This window comes from Chromobacterium rhizoryzae, assembly GCF_020544465.1.
GTDB lineage: Bacteria > Pseudomonadota > Gammaproteobacteria > Burkholderiales > Chromobacteriaceae > Chromobacterium.
The window spans coordinates 1,658,969-1,674,060 of record NZ_CP066126.1 but is presented as its reverse complement, the minus strand read 5'-3'; the positions used below and the strand labels follow the sequence as shown (position 1 = coordinate 1,674,060).

Annotated in this window: 10 protein-coding genes; all 10 read left to right on the top strand. The window is 69.1% G+C overall.

Annotation, left to right across the window (positions count from 1 at the left end; all coding sequences use genetic code 11):
- The first annotated feature begins 23 nt into the window (after nt 1-23).
- The 10 genes from JC616_RS07645 (at nt 24) to JC616_RS07600 (ending at nt 15,013) form a co-directional block, all read left to right on the top strand.
- Complete coding sequence (locus tag JC616_RS07645; protein ID WP_227107590.1) at nt 24-3,302, top strand: sensor domain-containing protein; 3,279 nt, start codon at nt 24-26, stop codon at nt 3,300-3,302.
- A 407-nt stretch (nt 3,303-3,709) separates the two neighbouring features.
- Nucleotides 3,710-3,979 (top strand): translation initiation factor IF-1, encoded by a 270-nt coding sequence (infA, locus tag JC616_RS07640; RefSeq protein ID WP_019104365.1) that lies wholly within the window; start codon nt 3,710-3,712, stop codon nt 3,977-3,979.
- Between the two features lie 9 nt (nt 3,980-3,988).
- Nucleotides 3,989-4,210 (top strand): hypothetical protein, encoded by a 222-nt coding sequence (locus JC616_RS07635; protein ID WP_048409173.1) that lies wholly within the window; start codon nt 3,989-3,991, stop codon nt 4,208-4,210.
- Between the two features lie 439 nt (nt 4,211-4,649).
- A complete protein-coding gene (locus tag JC616_RS07630) occupies nt 4,650-5,972 on the top strand; it encodes a glycoside hydrolase family 19 protein (protein ID WP_227107588.1) in 1,323 nt (440 codons plus the stop codon).
- A 331-nt stretch (nt 5,973-6,303) separates the two neighbouring features.
- Nucleotides 6,304-6,894, top strand: a complete 591-nt coding sequence (locus tag JC616_RS07625) for an ANTAR domain-containing response regulator (protein ID WP_107800268.1) — start codon at nt 6,304-6,306, stop codon at nt 6,892-6,894.
- Nucleotides 6,895-6,910: 16 nt separating this feature from the next.
- Nucleotides 6,911-8,008, top strand: coding sequence for a CmpA/NrtA family ABC transporter substrate-binding protein (locus JC616_RS07620; RefSeq protein ID WP_227107586.1), 1,098 nt, complete (start codon nt 6,911-6,913; stop codon nt 8,006-8,008).
- Between the two features lie 302 nt (nt 8,009-8,310).
- Entirely contained in the window at nt 8,311-9,513 is a 1,203-nt protein-coding gene (locus tag JC616_RS07615; protein ID WP_048409169.1) for an MFS transporter, read from the top strand.
- 19 nt (nt 9,514-9,532) lie between these two features.
- On the top strand, nt 9,533-11,965 hold the full coding sequence (gene nirB, locus JC616_RS07610; RefSeq protein WP_227107584.1) for a nitrite reductase large subunit NirB: 2,433 nt from the start codon (nt 9,533-9,535) through the stop codon (nt 11,963-11,965).
- Between the two features lie 7 nt (nt 11,966-11,972).
- Nucleotides 11,973-12,302 (top strand): nitrite reductase small subunit NirD, encoded by a 330-nt coding sequence (nirD, locus tag JC616_RS07605; protein ID WP_227107582.1) that lies wholly within the window; start codon nt 11,973-11,975, stop codon nt 12,300-12,302.
- Nucleotides 12,303-12,319: 17 nt separating this feature from the next.
- A complete protein-coding gene (locus tag JC616_RS07600; RefSeq protein ID WP_227107580.1) occupies nt 12,320-15,013 on the top strand; it encodes a nitrate reductase in 2,694 nt (897 codons plus the stop codon).
- Nucleotides 15,014-15,092: the final 79 nt, after the last annotated feature.

Here is a 15,092-nt window from a genome sequence, read left to right as displayed (position 1 = left end):
GCGCGAGCGCAGAAAGAGACTTCATGCCGACGATCAAGAAACCAGCCGCCGCCGATAGCGGGCCCGCCGCCGGCAAACACCAACGCCGTCTGCGCGACTTGCTGAACCGCTACGACGCCGCCTTCGCCGCCGGCGCGTCGCTGGACAGCCTGTTGCGCCAGCTGGAGCAAGTGCGTGATTACGCGCTGCGCCACGCCATAGGCGAAGCGCAGATGCTGTCCGCGCTGGCCGCCCAGCCCGCGCTGCCGCAGGACAGCGCCGCCGGACGACAGGCGCGGCAGATGCTCACCGACATGACCCACAGCCTGGGGCGGCAGCTGCTGCAACCGGCGCTGAGCGCCGCCGCCAAACCCCAGCCGCCGCCGGCCCAGGCCATGCTGGAGCAATTGGACGACGGCGTGCTGCTGCTGGAGCCCAGCGGCCAGCAAGTGCTGTACGCCAACGCCGCGCTGATGGAATTGCTGGGCCTCGCCGAGCCGCCCGCCTATCCCCTCGCGCTCTCGGCGCTGGCGCCCGACAGCGGGCTGGCCGAAGCGCTGCGGCCGCTGCTGGCCCTGCCCAAGGACAAACCCAGCCAGATCGCCGCCACCCCGCTGCGCCGGCCGGACGGCGACGCCGGCCATGCCGACATCCGTGCGCGGCCGCTGCGGGCCGAAGGCCAGGACTGCCTGCTGCTGACCTTCCACGACGCCACCGACCGGCTCACCTCCGAGCAACTGCTGACCCGCCATCTGGACATCCTCGCGCAACTGGCCGGCCTGTCCGCCGAACTGGCCAGCCAACCGGCCGAACCATTGTGGGCGCGCATGAGCGGCCTGCTGGAGCGCGTGGGACGATTCCTGGACGCCGACCGCTGCCTGCTGGCCCTGCTCGACGCCGAAGGCAAGCAAGTGCGCATCGCCCGAGAATGGCGAAACGAGGCGCGGGCGGCCGGACCGCCGGCCGAGGCCCCGGCCATCCCCCGCTCCAAACTCTGCTGGCTGGAACAACAGCTGGGCCAGCAACGCACCTTGCAACTGAACGACAGCGCCGACGCGCCGGAAGCCGCCGCCGCGCTGCGCCAATTGCTGGGCGACAACGGCCAGAGCGCGCTGCTGGCCACGCTGCGGCCTCGCCAATGCTGGCGCGGCGTGCTGGCGGTCAGCGCGCCGACGCCGCATAGCTGGCTGTGGATAGAGCAACACATGCTGCAATCGGTGGCGGACATGCTGTCCAACTTCCTGGAGCGCAGCCAATACCACAGCGACGCTCAACGCCGTCAGAGCGAGGCGCTGGCCCAGGCGCGGATAGGCCATTGGGAATGGCGGCGCGGCGACGCCGCCCCGCATTGGTCGGAAGAGCTGTACCAATTGTGGCGGCTGGACCCCGCCCGGCCCCCGCCGCCGCTGGCGCGCTTGCCCGCCTTGCTGCCGCCCGCCGACTGGCCGCCGCTGCGCCGCTGCCTGCGCCAAGTGCTGCGCCGGCGCGAAACCGCGCAGCTTGACCACCGCATCCTGCTGCCGGACGGCGGCGACCGCCACGTGCGCCATCACATCTCGCTGGAACAGGACGGCCGCGGCCGCGTCGTCCGCCTGAGCGGCACCTTGCAGGACATCAGCGAATTCAAGCGCCGCGAACAGACCCTGCAGCAGGCCGCCGCCGTTTACGAACACACTTTGGAAGGGGTGATGATCGCCGACGCCGATCTGCGCATCCTCGACGTCAACCCGGCCTTCAGCGCGCTCACCGGCTACGCCCGCGCCGACCTCTTGGGCCAGAGCCCGCGCCTATTGCATTCCGGGCGCCACGACGCCGGCTTCTACCGCCGGCTGTGGCAGACCGTGGCGGAACACGGCCGCTGGCAAGGCGAAATCTGGAACCGGCACAAGGACGGCAGCGTGGCGCCGGCCTGGCTCACCGTCACCGTGGTGCGCGACGCCGACGGCGCGGTGCGCAACTACGTCGGCGTGTTCTCCGACATCGCCCAGATCAAGAAATCCGCCGCCGAAATGGCGCAGCTGGCGCATTACGACTCGCTGACCACCCTGCCCAACCGGCTGCTGTTCCTGTCGCGGCTGGAACACGCGATCCAGACCGCCAAACGCGAACGCCGCCGCGTGGCGGTCTTGTTCATCGATCTGGACAACTTCAAGCAGATCAACGACACCCGCGGCCACGGCGCCGGCGACCGCCTCTTGGTGGAAGTGGCCGCCCGGCTCAAGGACTGCCTGCGCGCCAACGACACCGTGGCCCGCATCGGCGGCGACGAATTCCTGATCCTGCTGGAGAACCAGAAAGCCGACAATCCGGTGATCGACATCGCCAACAAGATCGTCAAAGCCTGCGCCCGGCCGTTCCGCCTGGAAGAACAGGAGGTGGAAGTGGGCTGCAGCGTGGGCATCAGCATCTACCCGCGCGACGGCCAGGACGCGGAAACGCTGATGCGCAACGCCGACGCCGCCATGTACCAGGCCAAGAACGACGGCAAGGGCGCCTTCCGCTTTTACACCGAGGAACTGACCCAGCGCGCGCGGCTGCGGGTGGAACAGGAACGCGAGCTGCGCCTGGCGCTGGAGCGGCGCGAGCTATTCCTGGTGTTCCAGCCCAAATATCATCTGCAAAGCGGCGCCCTGATCGGCGCCGAGGCCTTGCTGCGCTGGCAGCACCCGAGCCGGGGCTTGATCGGGCCGGACACCTTCATTCCGCTGGCCGAGGAAACCGGCCTGATCATCCCGATCGGCAGCTGGCTGATCCGCCACGCCTGCGGCATTCTGCGCCGCTGGAAGGACGCCGGCCTGTCGCCGGGCGTGCTCAGCCTCAATATCGCCGGCGCGCAAATCCAGCGCGCGCCCATTCTGCAAACCCTGAAGCAGGCGCTGCGCGACTGCCGGGTTCCGCCGCAGCAGATCGAACTGGAAATCACCGAGCGCTTCGTGATGAGCAATCCGGACGCGCATCTGTCGGTGCTGCGCGAACTGCGCCAACTGGGCGTCGGCCTGTCCATCGACGATTTCGGCACCGGCTACTCCTCGCTCAGCTATCTGCGCCAATTGCCGGTGCAAACGCTGAAAATCGACCAATCGCTGGTGCGCGGCCTGCCGGACCGCGAGCACGAAACCAGCATCAGCCTGGCCATCATCTCGCTGGCCAAAACCCTGCACCTGGGCCTGGTGGCCGAAGGCGTGGAAAACGAAGCCCAGCGCCGCTTCCTGCTGGACGCCGGTTGCGAGCACGGCCAAGGTTTTCTCTACGCCCGGCCGATGCCGGAAAACGAATTCGCCGAACTGGTCAAGAAAGGCGGCGCGGCCCCGCTCCGCCTCTAATGAACCGGTTTACGATCCGCCGCGCTTAGGCGGGATAGCGGGACAAGGGCGTTGAAACCCGCTTGCCAATGCGATTTTCAACACAACGGCGACGGCGGCGGATAAATCCATCTCCCTGATTTTTTTGTGAAAACCGCCTCATCGCCGCGCCTGATTCGGCCATTGCCGGATAAATTCTTGTATTTTTCTGACAAATCAGTGCGTTAGATATATAATACCGTTCGCCTCAGATTTTCTGATCGTTCCGGCAGCTGCCTGTCGGACGCTCCGCCTTGCCTGAGGGCTGCCTGTGAAGCCAGCCCCTCCCTAGCTTGGTTACCGAATAGACGCGCCAATAGCACCCGCTCGCGGCAGTCCATGTGACTGCCGCTGTGGCTGTTGGCCTACCGTATTAGAAAGGAATCGTAATGTCCAAAGAAGACATGATCGAACTGGAAGGTGTTGTCATTGAAATGTTGCCCGAGTCCCGCTTCCGCGTGCGTCTGGACAACAACGTCGAAATCCTGGCCTATGGCTCGGGCAAGATGAAGATGCACCGTATTCGCGTTCTGGTAGGCGACCGCGTCACTGTAGAGATGTCGCCCTACGACTTGACCAAGGGCCGCATCAATTTCCGTCATCCGACGGCGCCGGCCGGCGGCGGCACGCCTCGCCCCCATCACAACCGACGCCGTTGATCTGCCGGCATGACCCGCTATCGCGGTCATGCCCTGGAGCAACATTTGCGAGTCAATGAACTCAAACCCGGCGATTACATCGCCGAACAACACGATAGCGCCGCAATCACATTTACCGTGATTGCGGTCAATGCAGTAGGACGTCACTGTCACGTCACTTTTTCGTCGGAACTGGGCCTGGATTCCGCCAGCTACCCGCACGACGCCTGGATCAACGCCTCTCGCCCCTGAGACGGCCGCACGGTCCGATTGACGCTCAACGCCGCACCCGTCCGGGATCTCACCCCGGCGCCCGCCGCGGCCGCTTCCGCCTTCTTCGCCCCTTCCGGCTTAGCCGCGCGCCGGCCGCATGGCCGCGTCAATCCCATTCTCCTTCAAAAAGTCGTTTGACATATCAAAAATTGGTTCCATAGTGGTATCTATGCCGTGCGTCGCGCGCGGCAGAAAACCATCTAGGGCAACCTCGAAAACCGCCGCGATCCGTTCAAGAACAAGACGCGTCCTCTGACATCAGAACGCAAGCCCCGAGACCGCGCGCAAGGCAAAGCCAGAAGCCTGTGACTGAGCGAGGCCATCGGACCGCGCAGCGGGTGTGTCGAGGCCCCCATAAACGGCTGCGATGATTTCGCGCGGCGTCCCCCGCGCCGGCAGCCCGACAACAGGAGCCAACATGCGCAAACCCTTCACCGCCCTGCTGCTGAGCCTGGCCTGCCAGTCCGTTTTGGCCGCGCCCTGGAACGCCGGCGCCGTCTATCAGGCCGGACAGCAAGTCCAATGGCAAGGCCAGGACTGGCAGGCCAAATGGCGCACCCGCGCCGAAACGCCGGCCGCCAACCCCAGAGGCAGCTGGACGCCGGCGGCGGCCCAGGCCACGGCTTTGGCCGAACCGGGCCAGCCTCAGCCGCCCACGCTGCAGCAAGCGCTGCAATACGAAGCCGCCCTGACCGACACCCCCTTCTTCCGCAACGTCAAAGCCTCGATCCGCACCCTGCCCAACGCCCAGGTGGAACAGGTGACGCCCGGCCGCGCCGCCAACCCGCTGAACGTGCGCCGGGTGGAGCGCCTGCTGCCGGCGAGCAAGTGGGAGTATTACTTCTCCCGCCGCGACGCCAGCTACAGCTACCAGCGCTTCTTGCAGGCCATCGCCAAGTTCCCCGCCATCTGCGACGACTACGGCGACGGCCGCGACGGCGACGCCATCTGCCGCCACAGCCTGGCCACCATGTTCGCCCACTTCGCTCAGGAAACCGGCGACCACAACCGCAGCGACACGGTGCCGGAATGGCGGCAAGGTCTGAAATACCTGCGCGAAATGGGCTGCGCCGAAACCGGCCCCGGCTGCGGCTACAACACCGAATGCGCCGATCCGGTGTTCAACAAGGTGTGGACCTGCGGCAAGAACGCCGACGGCAGCTGGAAAAAGTACTTCGGCCGCGGCGCCAAGCAGCTGTCCTACAACTACAACTACGGCCCCTTCTCCCAAGCCATGCACGACGGCGACCAATCCGTGCTGCTGAAGAACCCGGACCTGGTGGCCTCCACCTGGCTCAACCTGAGCTCGGCCACCTTCTTCTTCGTCTTCCCGCAGCCGCCCAAGCCGTCGATGCTGCATGTGCTGGACGGCACTTGGGCGCCCAACGCCGCGGACAAGGCCGCCGGCGCCGGCAACAACTTCGCCACCACCATCCAGATCATCAACGCCGAGTGCGGCGGCGGCACCGAGCGCCAGGCGGCGCAGAACCGCATCGATTACTACCGCCAGTTCGCCAAGGACCTGGGCTGGGACTACGGCAACGAGCAGCTGTCCTGCGCCAATATGCAGCGCTTCAGCGCCGCCAGCTCCGCCGCCTACAACATCTATTGGGAAAAGGACTGGAAATGGGGCAATGACTACAAATGCCAGCTGGTGAACTACCAGACCCCGTACAGCGCGCTGCAAGCCGGCAACTACCAGCGCTGCGTCGAGGACAACTGGAACGTCAAACTCAAATGAAATCGGCCGGCTCCGCTCGCGCGGGGCCGGCCTCGCCAACGACTGTTGTTCACCCGTGTTTCACCTCCTGTCCATTGGCCTTGTCTCCGCTCCACGATAAGAGCGGCTAACAAAATTCCTGATGCTGCGTTGCGCCGACTTGTCGTACTCAAGTACTGCCTGCGTCGGCACGCCTTGCCTCAGCCGTAAAACTGATTTTTGTTAGCCACTCTAAGACATCGCGGCTAAACGCCGCGTCAATCCGGCCCCGTCCTCGCTAAAAATCGCGTCAAGAGTTCCCTTGGGCACGGCGCTTGCTTCAGCCAAGCCGTCCCTTCTCCCCGGTGCCGCAATGTCCACGCCTCCGCCGCTGCGCCTGCTGCTGGTCAACGACCACGCCAAAACCATCGCCTCGCTGCGCCAGGCGCTGGCGCGCGCCGGCTACGCCGTCGTCGCCGAGGTGGACGGCGCCGCCGCGCTGCTGCAGGCGGTGGAGCGGCTGCGGCCGGACGTGGTGATCGTGGACACCGAATCCCCATCGCGCGACACCCTGGAGCAGTTGGCGCTGCTGGGCGAGATCGCGCCGCACCCGGTGGTGATGTTCGCCGACCAGGGCGACCTGCCCACCATAGAAGCCGCCGTCCACGCCGGCGTGGCGGCCTATGTGGTGGACCAGGCCGACGCGGCGCGGCTGGCGCCCATCATCGACCTGGCCCGCGCCCGCTTCGCCGAGGACGCCCGGCTGCGACAGCGGCTGGCGGCGGCGGAACAGCAGCTGGCCGAACGCAAGCTGATCGAGCGCGCCAAGGGCATTCTGATGGACAAGCGCCGGCTCAGCGAAAACGACGCCTACCAGGCGCTGCGCCGGCAGGCGATGCGCGAGGGCCTGCGCGTCGCCGATCTCGCCCGACAACTGATCCAGGCCGCCGAACTGCTAGGCTGAGCCGCGAGGAAATCCCATGACCGTCCCCCACCGCCTGCGCCTGGGCTATCTGCCGCTGACCGACAGCGCGCCGCTGATCGTCGCGCGCCAGCTCGGCCTGGACCGCCGCCACGGCCTGGAACTGGAATTGCTGCGCCAGCCTTCGTGGAGCGCGGTGCGCGACAAGCTGCTGGACGGCCGCCTGCACGCCGCCGCGGCGCTGTACGGCCTGGCCTACGGCATGCAGCTGGGCCTCGCCGGCCCGCAAGCGGACATGGCGCTGCTGATGACGCTGAACCAGAACGGCCAGGCCATCACCCTCAGCCATCCGCTGGCCGACGCTCTGGCGGCGGCGCCGCAGCAGGCCTTGCCGCGCCGCGTCCGCCAAGGCGGCGCGCCGCTGACGCTGGCGCACACCTTTCCCGCCGGCACCCACGCGCTATGGCTCAATTACTGGCTGGCGGCGCAAGGCCTGGACCCGCTGCGCGACGCGCGCCTGGTGGTGATTCCGCCGCCGCAGATGGGCGCGGCGCTGGAAGCCGGCCAGCTGGACGGTTTTTGCGCCGGCGAGCCCTGGCACCAGCAGGCGGCGGCGCGCCAGGCCGGCCGCATCGCCGTCGCCAGCGGCGAGATCTGGCCCGGCCACCCGGAAAAAGCCCTGCTCTGCCGCCGTGGTTTCGCGCAAGAAGAACCGGCCGCCGCCGCCGCGCTGATCATGGCGCTGCTGGAAGCCTGCCGCTGGCTGGAGCACGGCGAAAACCGCCGCCAAGCGGCGCGCTGGCTGGCGCGGCCGGAGCATATCGCCCTGCCGGAAACGCTGATCGCCGCCACCCTGCCCTCGGCCGCCGCCGGCGCGTCGGCGCTGCGCTTCTTCGACCAGGGCCGGGTCAACTATCCCTATCCGTCCGACGGCGTCTGGTTCATCGACCAGTTCCGCCGCTGGGGCTGGCTGCGCGGCGACGAGGACGCGCAGGCCGTGGCCGCCGCGGTGAGCCAGAGCCGGCTTTACCGGCAGGCGGCGGACGCGCTGGGCCTGCCCGCGCCGGCCCGGCCGCAGCGCCGCAGCCGGCTGTGCGACGGCGTGGAGTGGGACGGACGGCCGCGCTACCCGGCGACGGAGCGTCTGCTTGATTAAGCCTCGCATGTTGCAACGCACAAACTCAGTGCGCGGCCGGCTATTTTCGCACCAGCGCGGTGCGGCTTCCCGCCGCGAATCCACGCGAAACCCGGATTTCCGGCGCGCGGAGGCTGGCACGGCGTTTGCATAAGTCAAGCCGGGCCTGGCACAAAGACGTGCCCCGCCCACCCCAAATGCTTGTCCGGCCAATGGCGGCCGGGACGGCAACGGACAACGGCGTCCGCTCCTGCTATCACCGAGGAGCGAACGCCGTTTTTATTTTGGCCGGCCCCCGGCCGCTCGCGGCACAGGAGTTTCGCATGGACCGTTCTTTCTGGCACACCGGGCACAAGCCCACCTTGCTGTCCGCCTTTCTCTACTTCGACCTCAGCTTCATGGTCTGGTATCTGCTGGGCCCGCTGCAGGTGCCCATCGCCGCCGCGCTGGACCTGGACACCCAAGAACGCGCGCTGATGGTGGCCACTCCCATCCTGGCCGGCGCGCTGCTGCGGCTGGCCGTCGGCATGCTGGCGGACCGCATCGGCGCCAAGCGCACCGGGCTGATCGCCCAGATCGTCGTCATCGCCGCCTTGCTCGCCGCCTGGCGCGTCGGCCTCTCCAGCCTGGGCGGCGCGCTGCTGCTGGGCCTGTTCCTGGGCGTGGCCGGCGCCTCCTTCGCCGTGGCGCTGCCGCTGGCCTCGCGCTGGTATCCGCCGGCGCATCAGGGCACGGCGCTGGGCATCGCCGGCGCCGGCAACTCCGGCACCGTGCTGGCGGCGCTGTTCGCGCCGGCGCTGGCGCTGCAGTTCGGCTGGCAGAACGTGTTCGGCCTCGCCTGTCTGCCGCTGCTGCTGGCGCTGCTGCTGTTCGCCCGGCTGGCCAAGGACGCGCCAGGCGCGCCGCCGCCCAAGCGCTGGGCCGATTATCTGGCGGTGCTGGCCCAGCGCGACGCCTGGTGGCTGATGCTGTTCTACGCCATCACCTTCGGCGGTTTCGCCGGCTTCGCCAGCGCGCTGCCCGGCTATTTCCACGACCAGTTCGGCTTCGACGCCAAGACCGCCGGGCTCTATACCGCCGCCTGCGTGTTCGCCGGCTCGATGATGCGGCCGCTGGGCGGCGTACTGGCGGACCGCGTCGGCGGCACCCGCTCGCTGCTGGCCGTCTACCTGGCGGTGGCGGCGCTGCTGTTCGCCGCCGGACTGGAAGCGGGCGGCGCCGGCGGCGCGCTGCTGCTGTTCGTGCTGGCCATGCTCTGCCTCGGCGCCGGCAACGGCGCGGTGTTCCAGCTGGTGCCGCAGCGCTTCGGCGGCGAGATCGGCGCGGTCACCGGCCTGATCGGCATGGCCGGCGGCGTCGGCGGCTTCCTGCTGGCTGCCGGCCTGGGCGTGATCAAGCAGGCCAGCGGCGGCTACGCCATCGGACTGTGGCTGTACGCCGCGCTGGCCTTGGCCGGCTGGGCCGGCCTGGCCGGGCTGCGCCAGCGCTGGCGCGCCGGCTGGTCTCTCGCCAGCGCCCGGCTCTGAACCCGCGAGGACATCCATCATGACCAAACCCAAACTCGTGGTGGTCGGCAACGGCATGGCCGGCATCCGCACCGTGGAAGAGCTGCTGACGCTGGCGCCGGACCTGTACGACATCACCGTGTTCGGCGCCGAGCCGCACCCCAATTACAACCGCATCCAGCTGTCGCCGGTGCTGGCCGGCGAACAGACCTTCGACGACATCGTGCTCAATCCGCGCGCCTGGTACGCCGAACGCGGCATCAGCCTTTACACCGGCAAGACCGTGGTGGAGCTGGACCGCGCGCGCCGCCTGGTGCGCGCCGACGACGGCAGCGTCGCCCCTTACGACAGGCTGCTGCTCGCCACCGGCTCGCTGCCGGTGATGCTGCCGCTGCCGGGCCGCGATCTCGCCGGCGTCATCGGCTACCGCGACATCCGCGACACCGAAGCCATGCTGGCGGCCAGCGCCGGCGGCGGCCGGGCGGTGGTGATAGGCGGCGGCCTGCTCGGCCTGGAAGCCGCCTACGGCCTGAAGCAGCGCGGCATGGACGTCACCGTGGTCCACCTGGCGGACTGGCTGCTGGAAAGACAACTGGACCCCGCTGCCGCCCAGTTGCTGCAGGCCTCGCTGGAAGCGCGCGGCCTGCGCTTCCTGCTGGGCCGCCAGACCGCCGCGCTGCTGGACGACGGCCATGGCGCGGTGGCGGCGGCGCGGCTCGCCGACGGCGAAACCCTGGAGGCCAAGCTGGTGGTGATGGCGGTGGGCATCCGCCCCAATATCGCGCTGGCCGCCGGCGCCGGCCTGCACTGCGAGCGCGGCGTGGTGGTCAGCGACGCGCTGCAGACCTTCGACCCGCGCATCTACGCGGTGGGCGAATGCGTCAGCCACCGCGGCGTCTGCTACGGGCTGGTGGCGCCGCTGTTCGAACAGGCCAAGGTCTGCGCCAACCACCTGGCGCAGCTGGGCAGCAGCCGCTATCAGGGCTCGGTGATGGCCACCAAGCTCAAGGTCACCGGCATCGATCTGTTCTCCGCCGGCAACTTCATCGGCGGCGGCGATTGCGAAGAGATCGTGCTATCCGACCCGGCCAGCGGTCTGTACAAGAAACTGGTGCTGCGCGAGGACAAGCTGATCGGCGTCTGCCTGTACGGCGACACCGCCGACGGCGCCTGGTACTTCAAGCTGCTGCGCGAGCAGCGCGCGATAGGCGATCTGCGCGAGCGGCTGATCTTCGGCGAAACCGCCATCGGCGACGTCGGCGTCCAAGGCCAGAGCCGCGCCGCCGGCATGCAGGACGGCGACGAAGTCTGCGGCTGCAACGGCGTCAGCAAGGGCGCCATCGTCAAGGCGATCAAGGAAAACGGCCTGTTCACCCTGGACGAGGTCAAAAAATGCACCAAGGCCGGCAGCTCTTGCGGCTCCTGCAGCGGCCTGGTGGAGCAGATCCTGATGAACACGGTGGGCGCGAGCTTCCAGGAAGCGCCCAAGACCAAGGCGGTCTGCGGCTGCACCGAGCACAGCCACGCCGAGGTGCGCAAGGCCATCCGCGACCACCGCCTGCTGGACCACGCCGCGGTCTACCACTTCCTGGAATGGCGCACGCCCAACGGCTGCGCCAGCTGCCGCCCGGCGATCAACTACTACCTGCTGTCCACCTGGCCGCGCGAGGCGGTGGACGATCCGCAAAGCCGCTTCGTCAACGAGCGGGCGCACGCCAATATCCAGAAGGACGGCACCTTCTCGGTGATCCCGCAGATGAAGGGCGGCGTCACCAACGCCGCCGAGCTGCGCCGCATCGCCGACGTGGCCGACAAATACCAGGTGCCCATGCTCAAGGTCACCGGCGGCCAGCGCATCGACCTGCTGGGCATCCGCAAGGAAGACCTGATCGATGTCTGGAAAGACCTGGGCATGCAATCCGGCCACGCCTACGGCAAATCCATCCGCACCGTGAAAACCTGCGTCGGCAGCGAATTCTGCCGTTTCGGCACCCAGAACAGCACCCAGATGGGCATAGACCTGGAAACTATGCTGGCCAATATGTGGGCGCCGCACAAGGTCAAGCTGGCGGTGTCCGGCTGCCCGCGCAACTGCGCCGAAGCCGGCATCAAGGACGTGGGCGTGATCGCGGTGGATTCCGGCTGGGAGCTGTACGTGGGCGGCAACGGCGGCATCAAGACCGAAGTGGCGCAATTCCTGTGCAAGGTGAAGACCGCCGAAGAGGTGAAGGAATACAGCGGCGCCTTCCTGCAGCTCTACCGCGAGGAGGGCTATTACCTGGACCGCACCGTCCGCTACATCGCCCGCGTCGGCCTGGACTACATCAAGGCGCGGGTGGTGGACGACGCCGCCAACCGCCAGGCCTTGTACCAGCGGCTGCTGTTCGCGCTGGAAGGCCTGCCCGACCCCTGGGCCGCCCGCATCGCCGGCGCGCAGCGCCAGGAATACATCCCCTTGAAAGTCATCGCCTGAGGCCGCCATGGAACCCATCCTGCCCCCCTCCTCCCGCTGGCTGCGCATCTGCGCGCTGGACGATATCCCGCTGCTGGGCAGCCGCGTGCTGGCGCGCGACGGCGGCGACATCGCCCTGTTCCGGCCGCAGCCGCAACAAGTGTTCGCGCTGTTGGACCGCTGCCCGCACAAAGGCGGCCCGCTGAGCCAGGGCCTGGTGCACGGCGATGTGGTCACCTGTCCGCTGCACGGCTGGAACATCCAGCTGGCCAACGGCGAGGCGCAAGCGCCTGACCGCGGCTGCGCGCGCCGCTTCCCGGTCAGCCTGCGCGACGGCGACGTCTACCTGCAACTGTGAACCCGGGAGCGGACGCCATGGCCACCACCCCCTCCACCTGCTGTTACTGCGGCGTCGGCTGCGGCGTGCTGATCCACAGCGACGGCGCGCGCGTCACCGGCGTGGAAGGCGACCCGGCCCACCCGGCCAACCACGGCCGGCTGTGCACCAAGGGCCTGGCGCTGGCGGACAGCTGCGCCAGCCTGTCCGGCCGCGCGCTGCACCCCGAACTGCGGCTGACCCGCGACGCCGCGCGCCGGCGCGTGGACTGGGACAGCGCGCTGGACACCGTGGCCGAGCGCTTGGCCGACGTGATCCGCCGTCACGGGCCGGACGCGGTGGCGGTCTACGCCTCCGGCCAATTGCTGACCGAGGACTACTATCTGTTCAACAAGCTGACCAAGGGCCTGATCGGCAGCAACAATATCGACACCAACTCCCGGCTGTGCATGTCCAGCGCGGTCAGCGGCTACAAGCTGGCGCTGGGCGCCGACGGCCCGCCCACCTGCTACCAGGACCTGGACCTGGCCGATTGCGTGCTGCTGGCCGGCAGCAATATGGCCTACGCCCACCCGGTGCTGTTCCGCCGGCTGGAGGCGGCCAAGGCGGCGCGGCCGGACCGCAAGTGGATCGTGGTGGACCCGCGCCGCACCGACACCGCGGCGCTGGCGGACCTGCATCTGCAGATCCAGCCCGGCAGCGACGTGGCGCTGTTCAACGGCATGCTGCACCACCTGATCTGGGAAGGGCTGATCGACGAGAGCTACATCGCCGCCCACACCGAGGGCTTCGACGCGCTCAAGCGCCTGCTGCGCGACTATGCGCCGCGCCAGGCCGCCAGCCTCTGCGGCATCGCCGAAGCAGATCTGACCGCCGCCGCCGAGTGGTTCGGCCGCAGCCCGGCCAGCCTGTCGCTGTACTGCATGGGCCTGAACCAGTCCAGCCACGGCACCGCCAAAAACCTGGCGCTGATCAATCTGCACCTGGCCGCCGGCCAGATCGGCCGCCCCGGCGCCGGCCCGTTCTCGCTGACCGGCCAGCCCAACGCCATGGGCGGCCGCGAAGTGGGCGGCATGGCCACCATGCTAGCCGCCCACCGCGACATCGCCAACCCGCAACACCGCGCCGAAGTGGCCGCCCACTGGGGCGTGCCGCCGGAACGGCTCTCCGACCGCCCCGGCCTGCCCGCCATCGCGCTGTTCGACGCGCTCAAGGCCGGCCGGGTCAAGGCGGTGTGGATAGTCTGCACCAACCCGGCCCACTCCTTGCCGGACCTGGAGCAAGCGCGCCAGGCCCTGGCCCAGGCCGAATTCGTCATCGTCCAGGACGCCTATGCGGACACCGACACCGCCGCCTGCGCCGACGCGCTGCTGCCCGCCGCCAGCTGGGGCGAAAAAGAAGGCACGGTCACCAACTCCGAACGCCGCATCAGCCGGGTGCGCGCCGCCGTGCCGCCGCCGGGCGAGGTGCGCGCCGACGGCTGGATCGCCGCCGAAGTGGGCCGCCGGCTGGAACGGCTGCTCTACCCGGACGCGCCCAGCCTGTTCGAACACAGCGAACCGGCGGCGGTGTTCGCCGAACACGCGGCGCTGACCGCCGGCCGCGATCTGGACCTCAGCGGCCTCAGCCACGCGCGGCTGGAGCGGGACGGCCCGCAGCAATGGCCGTTCCCGGCCGGCGCGGCCGCCGGCCAGGCTCGGCGTTACGAGGACGGCCGCTTTGCCACCGCCAACGGCCGCGCGCTGTTCCACGCCACGCCCTACCGGCCGCCGGCGGACGCGGTCAACGCCCATTACCCCTTCCGCCTGCTCACCGGCCGGCTGCGCGACCAATGGCACGGCATGAGCCGCAGCGGCCGGGTGGCGCGGCTGTTCTCCCACGCGCCGGAACCGACGCTGGACATGCACCCGGCCGACGCCGCCCGCCGCGGCCTCCAGGCCGGCGAACTGGTCAGGGTGGAAAGCCGGCGCGGCGGCCTGGTGCTGCCGCTGGCGCTTTGCGAGGAACTGCCGGGCGGCAGCGTGTTCGCCGCCATGCACTGGAGCGGCCAGCATCTGGACAGCGGCGGCGTCAACCAGGCCTGCTCGCCGGCGGTGGACCCGCAATCGTTCCAGCCCGAACTCAAGCACGCCGCGGTGCGGGTGGAACGCGCCGAACTGCCGTGGCGGGTGCGCGCCGCCAGCCGCCACCCGGACCTGCCGGCGCTGCGCGCGCGGCTGCAGCCCTTGCTGGCCGGCTGCGGCTACGCCGCGCTCAGCCTGCGCCCGCCGGACATCCTGGTGCTGAACGCCGCCCACGCCCAGCCGCGGCCGGACTGGCTGGCCGAGCTGACTTGGCTGCTGGACCTGGACGGCGGCCCGCAGCTGCAAACCTTCAGCGACGCGCGCCGCGGCCTGGAACAACGCATCGCCTGGCGCGACGACGCGCCCTGGGCCTACGTCTTCGCCGGCGGCCAGGACGACGGCGCGCGGCTGCTGGCCGCGATGCAAAGCGGCCGGCCCTGGCCCGGCAGCCGGCTCAGCGCGCTGGTTCCCGGCGCCGCGGCCGCGCCCGCCGCCGCGCGCCTCGTCTGCAACTGCCTGCAAGTGGACGCCGAGCGCATCCAGGCGGCCATCGCCGACGGCGCGGACTTGGCCGGACTCAAGGCGCGGCTGGGTTGCGGCGGCGTTTGCGGCTCCTGTCTGCCGGAGCTGAAACGCATGCTGGCGCGACAGGCGGAACGGGAATATTGAAACCCCGGCGCGGAACTCTATGCTAAGGGAGTCCGGCGCTGTTACCCTCTGCGCAGGCGATAGCGATGGATGCGTGGAT

Coding starts and splice junctions, on each gene's coding strand:
- JC616_RS07630 (WP_227107588.1), top strand. CDS start 4,650: ATGCGCAAACCCTTCACCGCCCTGCTGCTGAGCCTGGCCTGCCAGTCC.
- nirB (WP_227107584.1), top strand. CDS start 9,533: ATGACCAAACCCAAACTCGTGGTGGTCGGCAACGGCATGGCCGGCATC.
- JC616_RS07615 (WP_048409169.1), top strand. CDS start 8,311: ATGGACCGTTCTTTCTGGCACACCGGGCACAAGCCCACCTTGCTGTCC.
- nirD (WP_227107582.1), top strand. CDS start 11,973: ATGGAACCCATCCTGCCCCCCTCCTCCCGCTGGCTGCGCATCTGCGCG.
- JC616_RS07645 (WP_227107590.1), top strand. CDS start 24: ATGCCGACGATCAAGAAACCAGCCGCCGCCGATAGCGGGCCCGCCGCC.
- JC616_RS07635 (WP_048409173.1), top strand. CDS start 3,989: ATGACCCGCTATCGCGGTCATGCCCTGGAGCAACATTTGCGAGTCAAT.
- JC616_RS07620 (WP_227107586.1), top strand. CDS start 6,911: ATGACCGTCCCCCACCGCCTGCGCCTGGGCTATCTGCCGCTGACCGAC.
- infA (WP_019104365.1), top strand. CDS start 3,710: ATGTCCAAAGAAGACATGATCGAACTGGAAGGTGTTGTCATTGAAATG.
- JC616_RS07625 (WP_107800268.1), top strand. CDS start 6,304: ATGTCCACGCCTCCGCCGCTGCGCCTGCTGCTGGTCAACGACCACGCC.
- JC616_RS07600 (WP_227107580.1), top strand. CDS start 12,320: ATGGCCACCACCCCCTCCACCTGCTGTTACTGCGGCGTCGGCTGCGGC.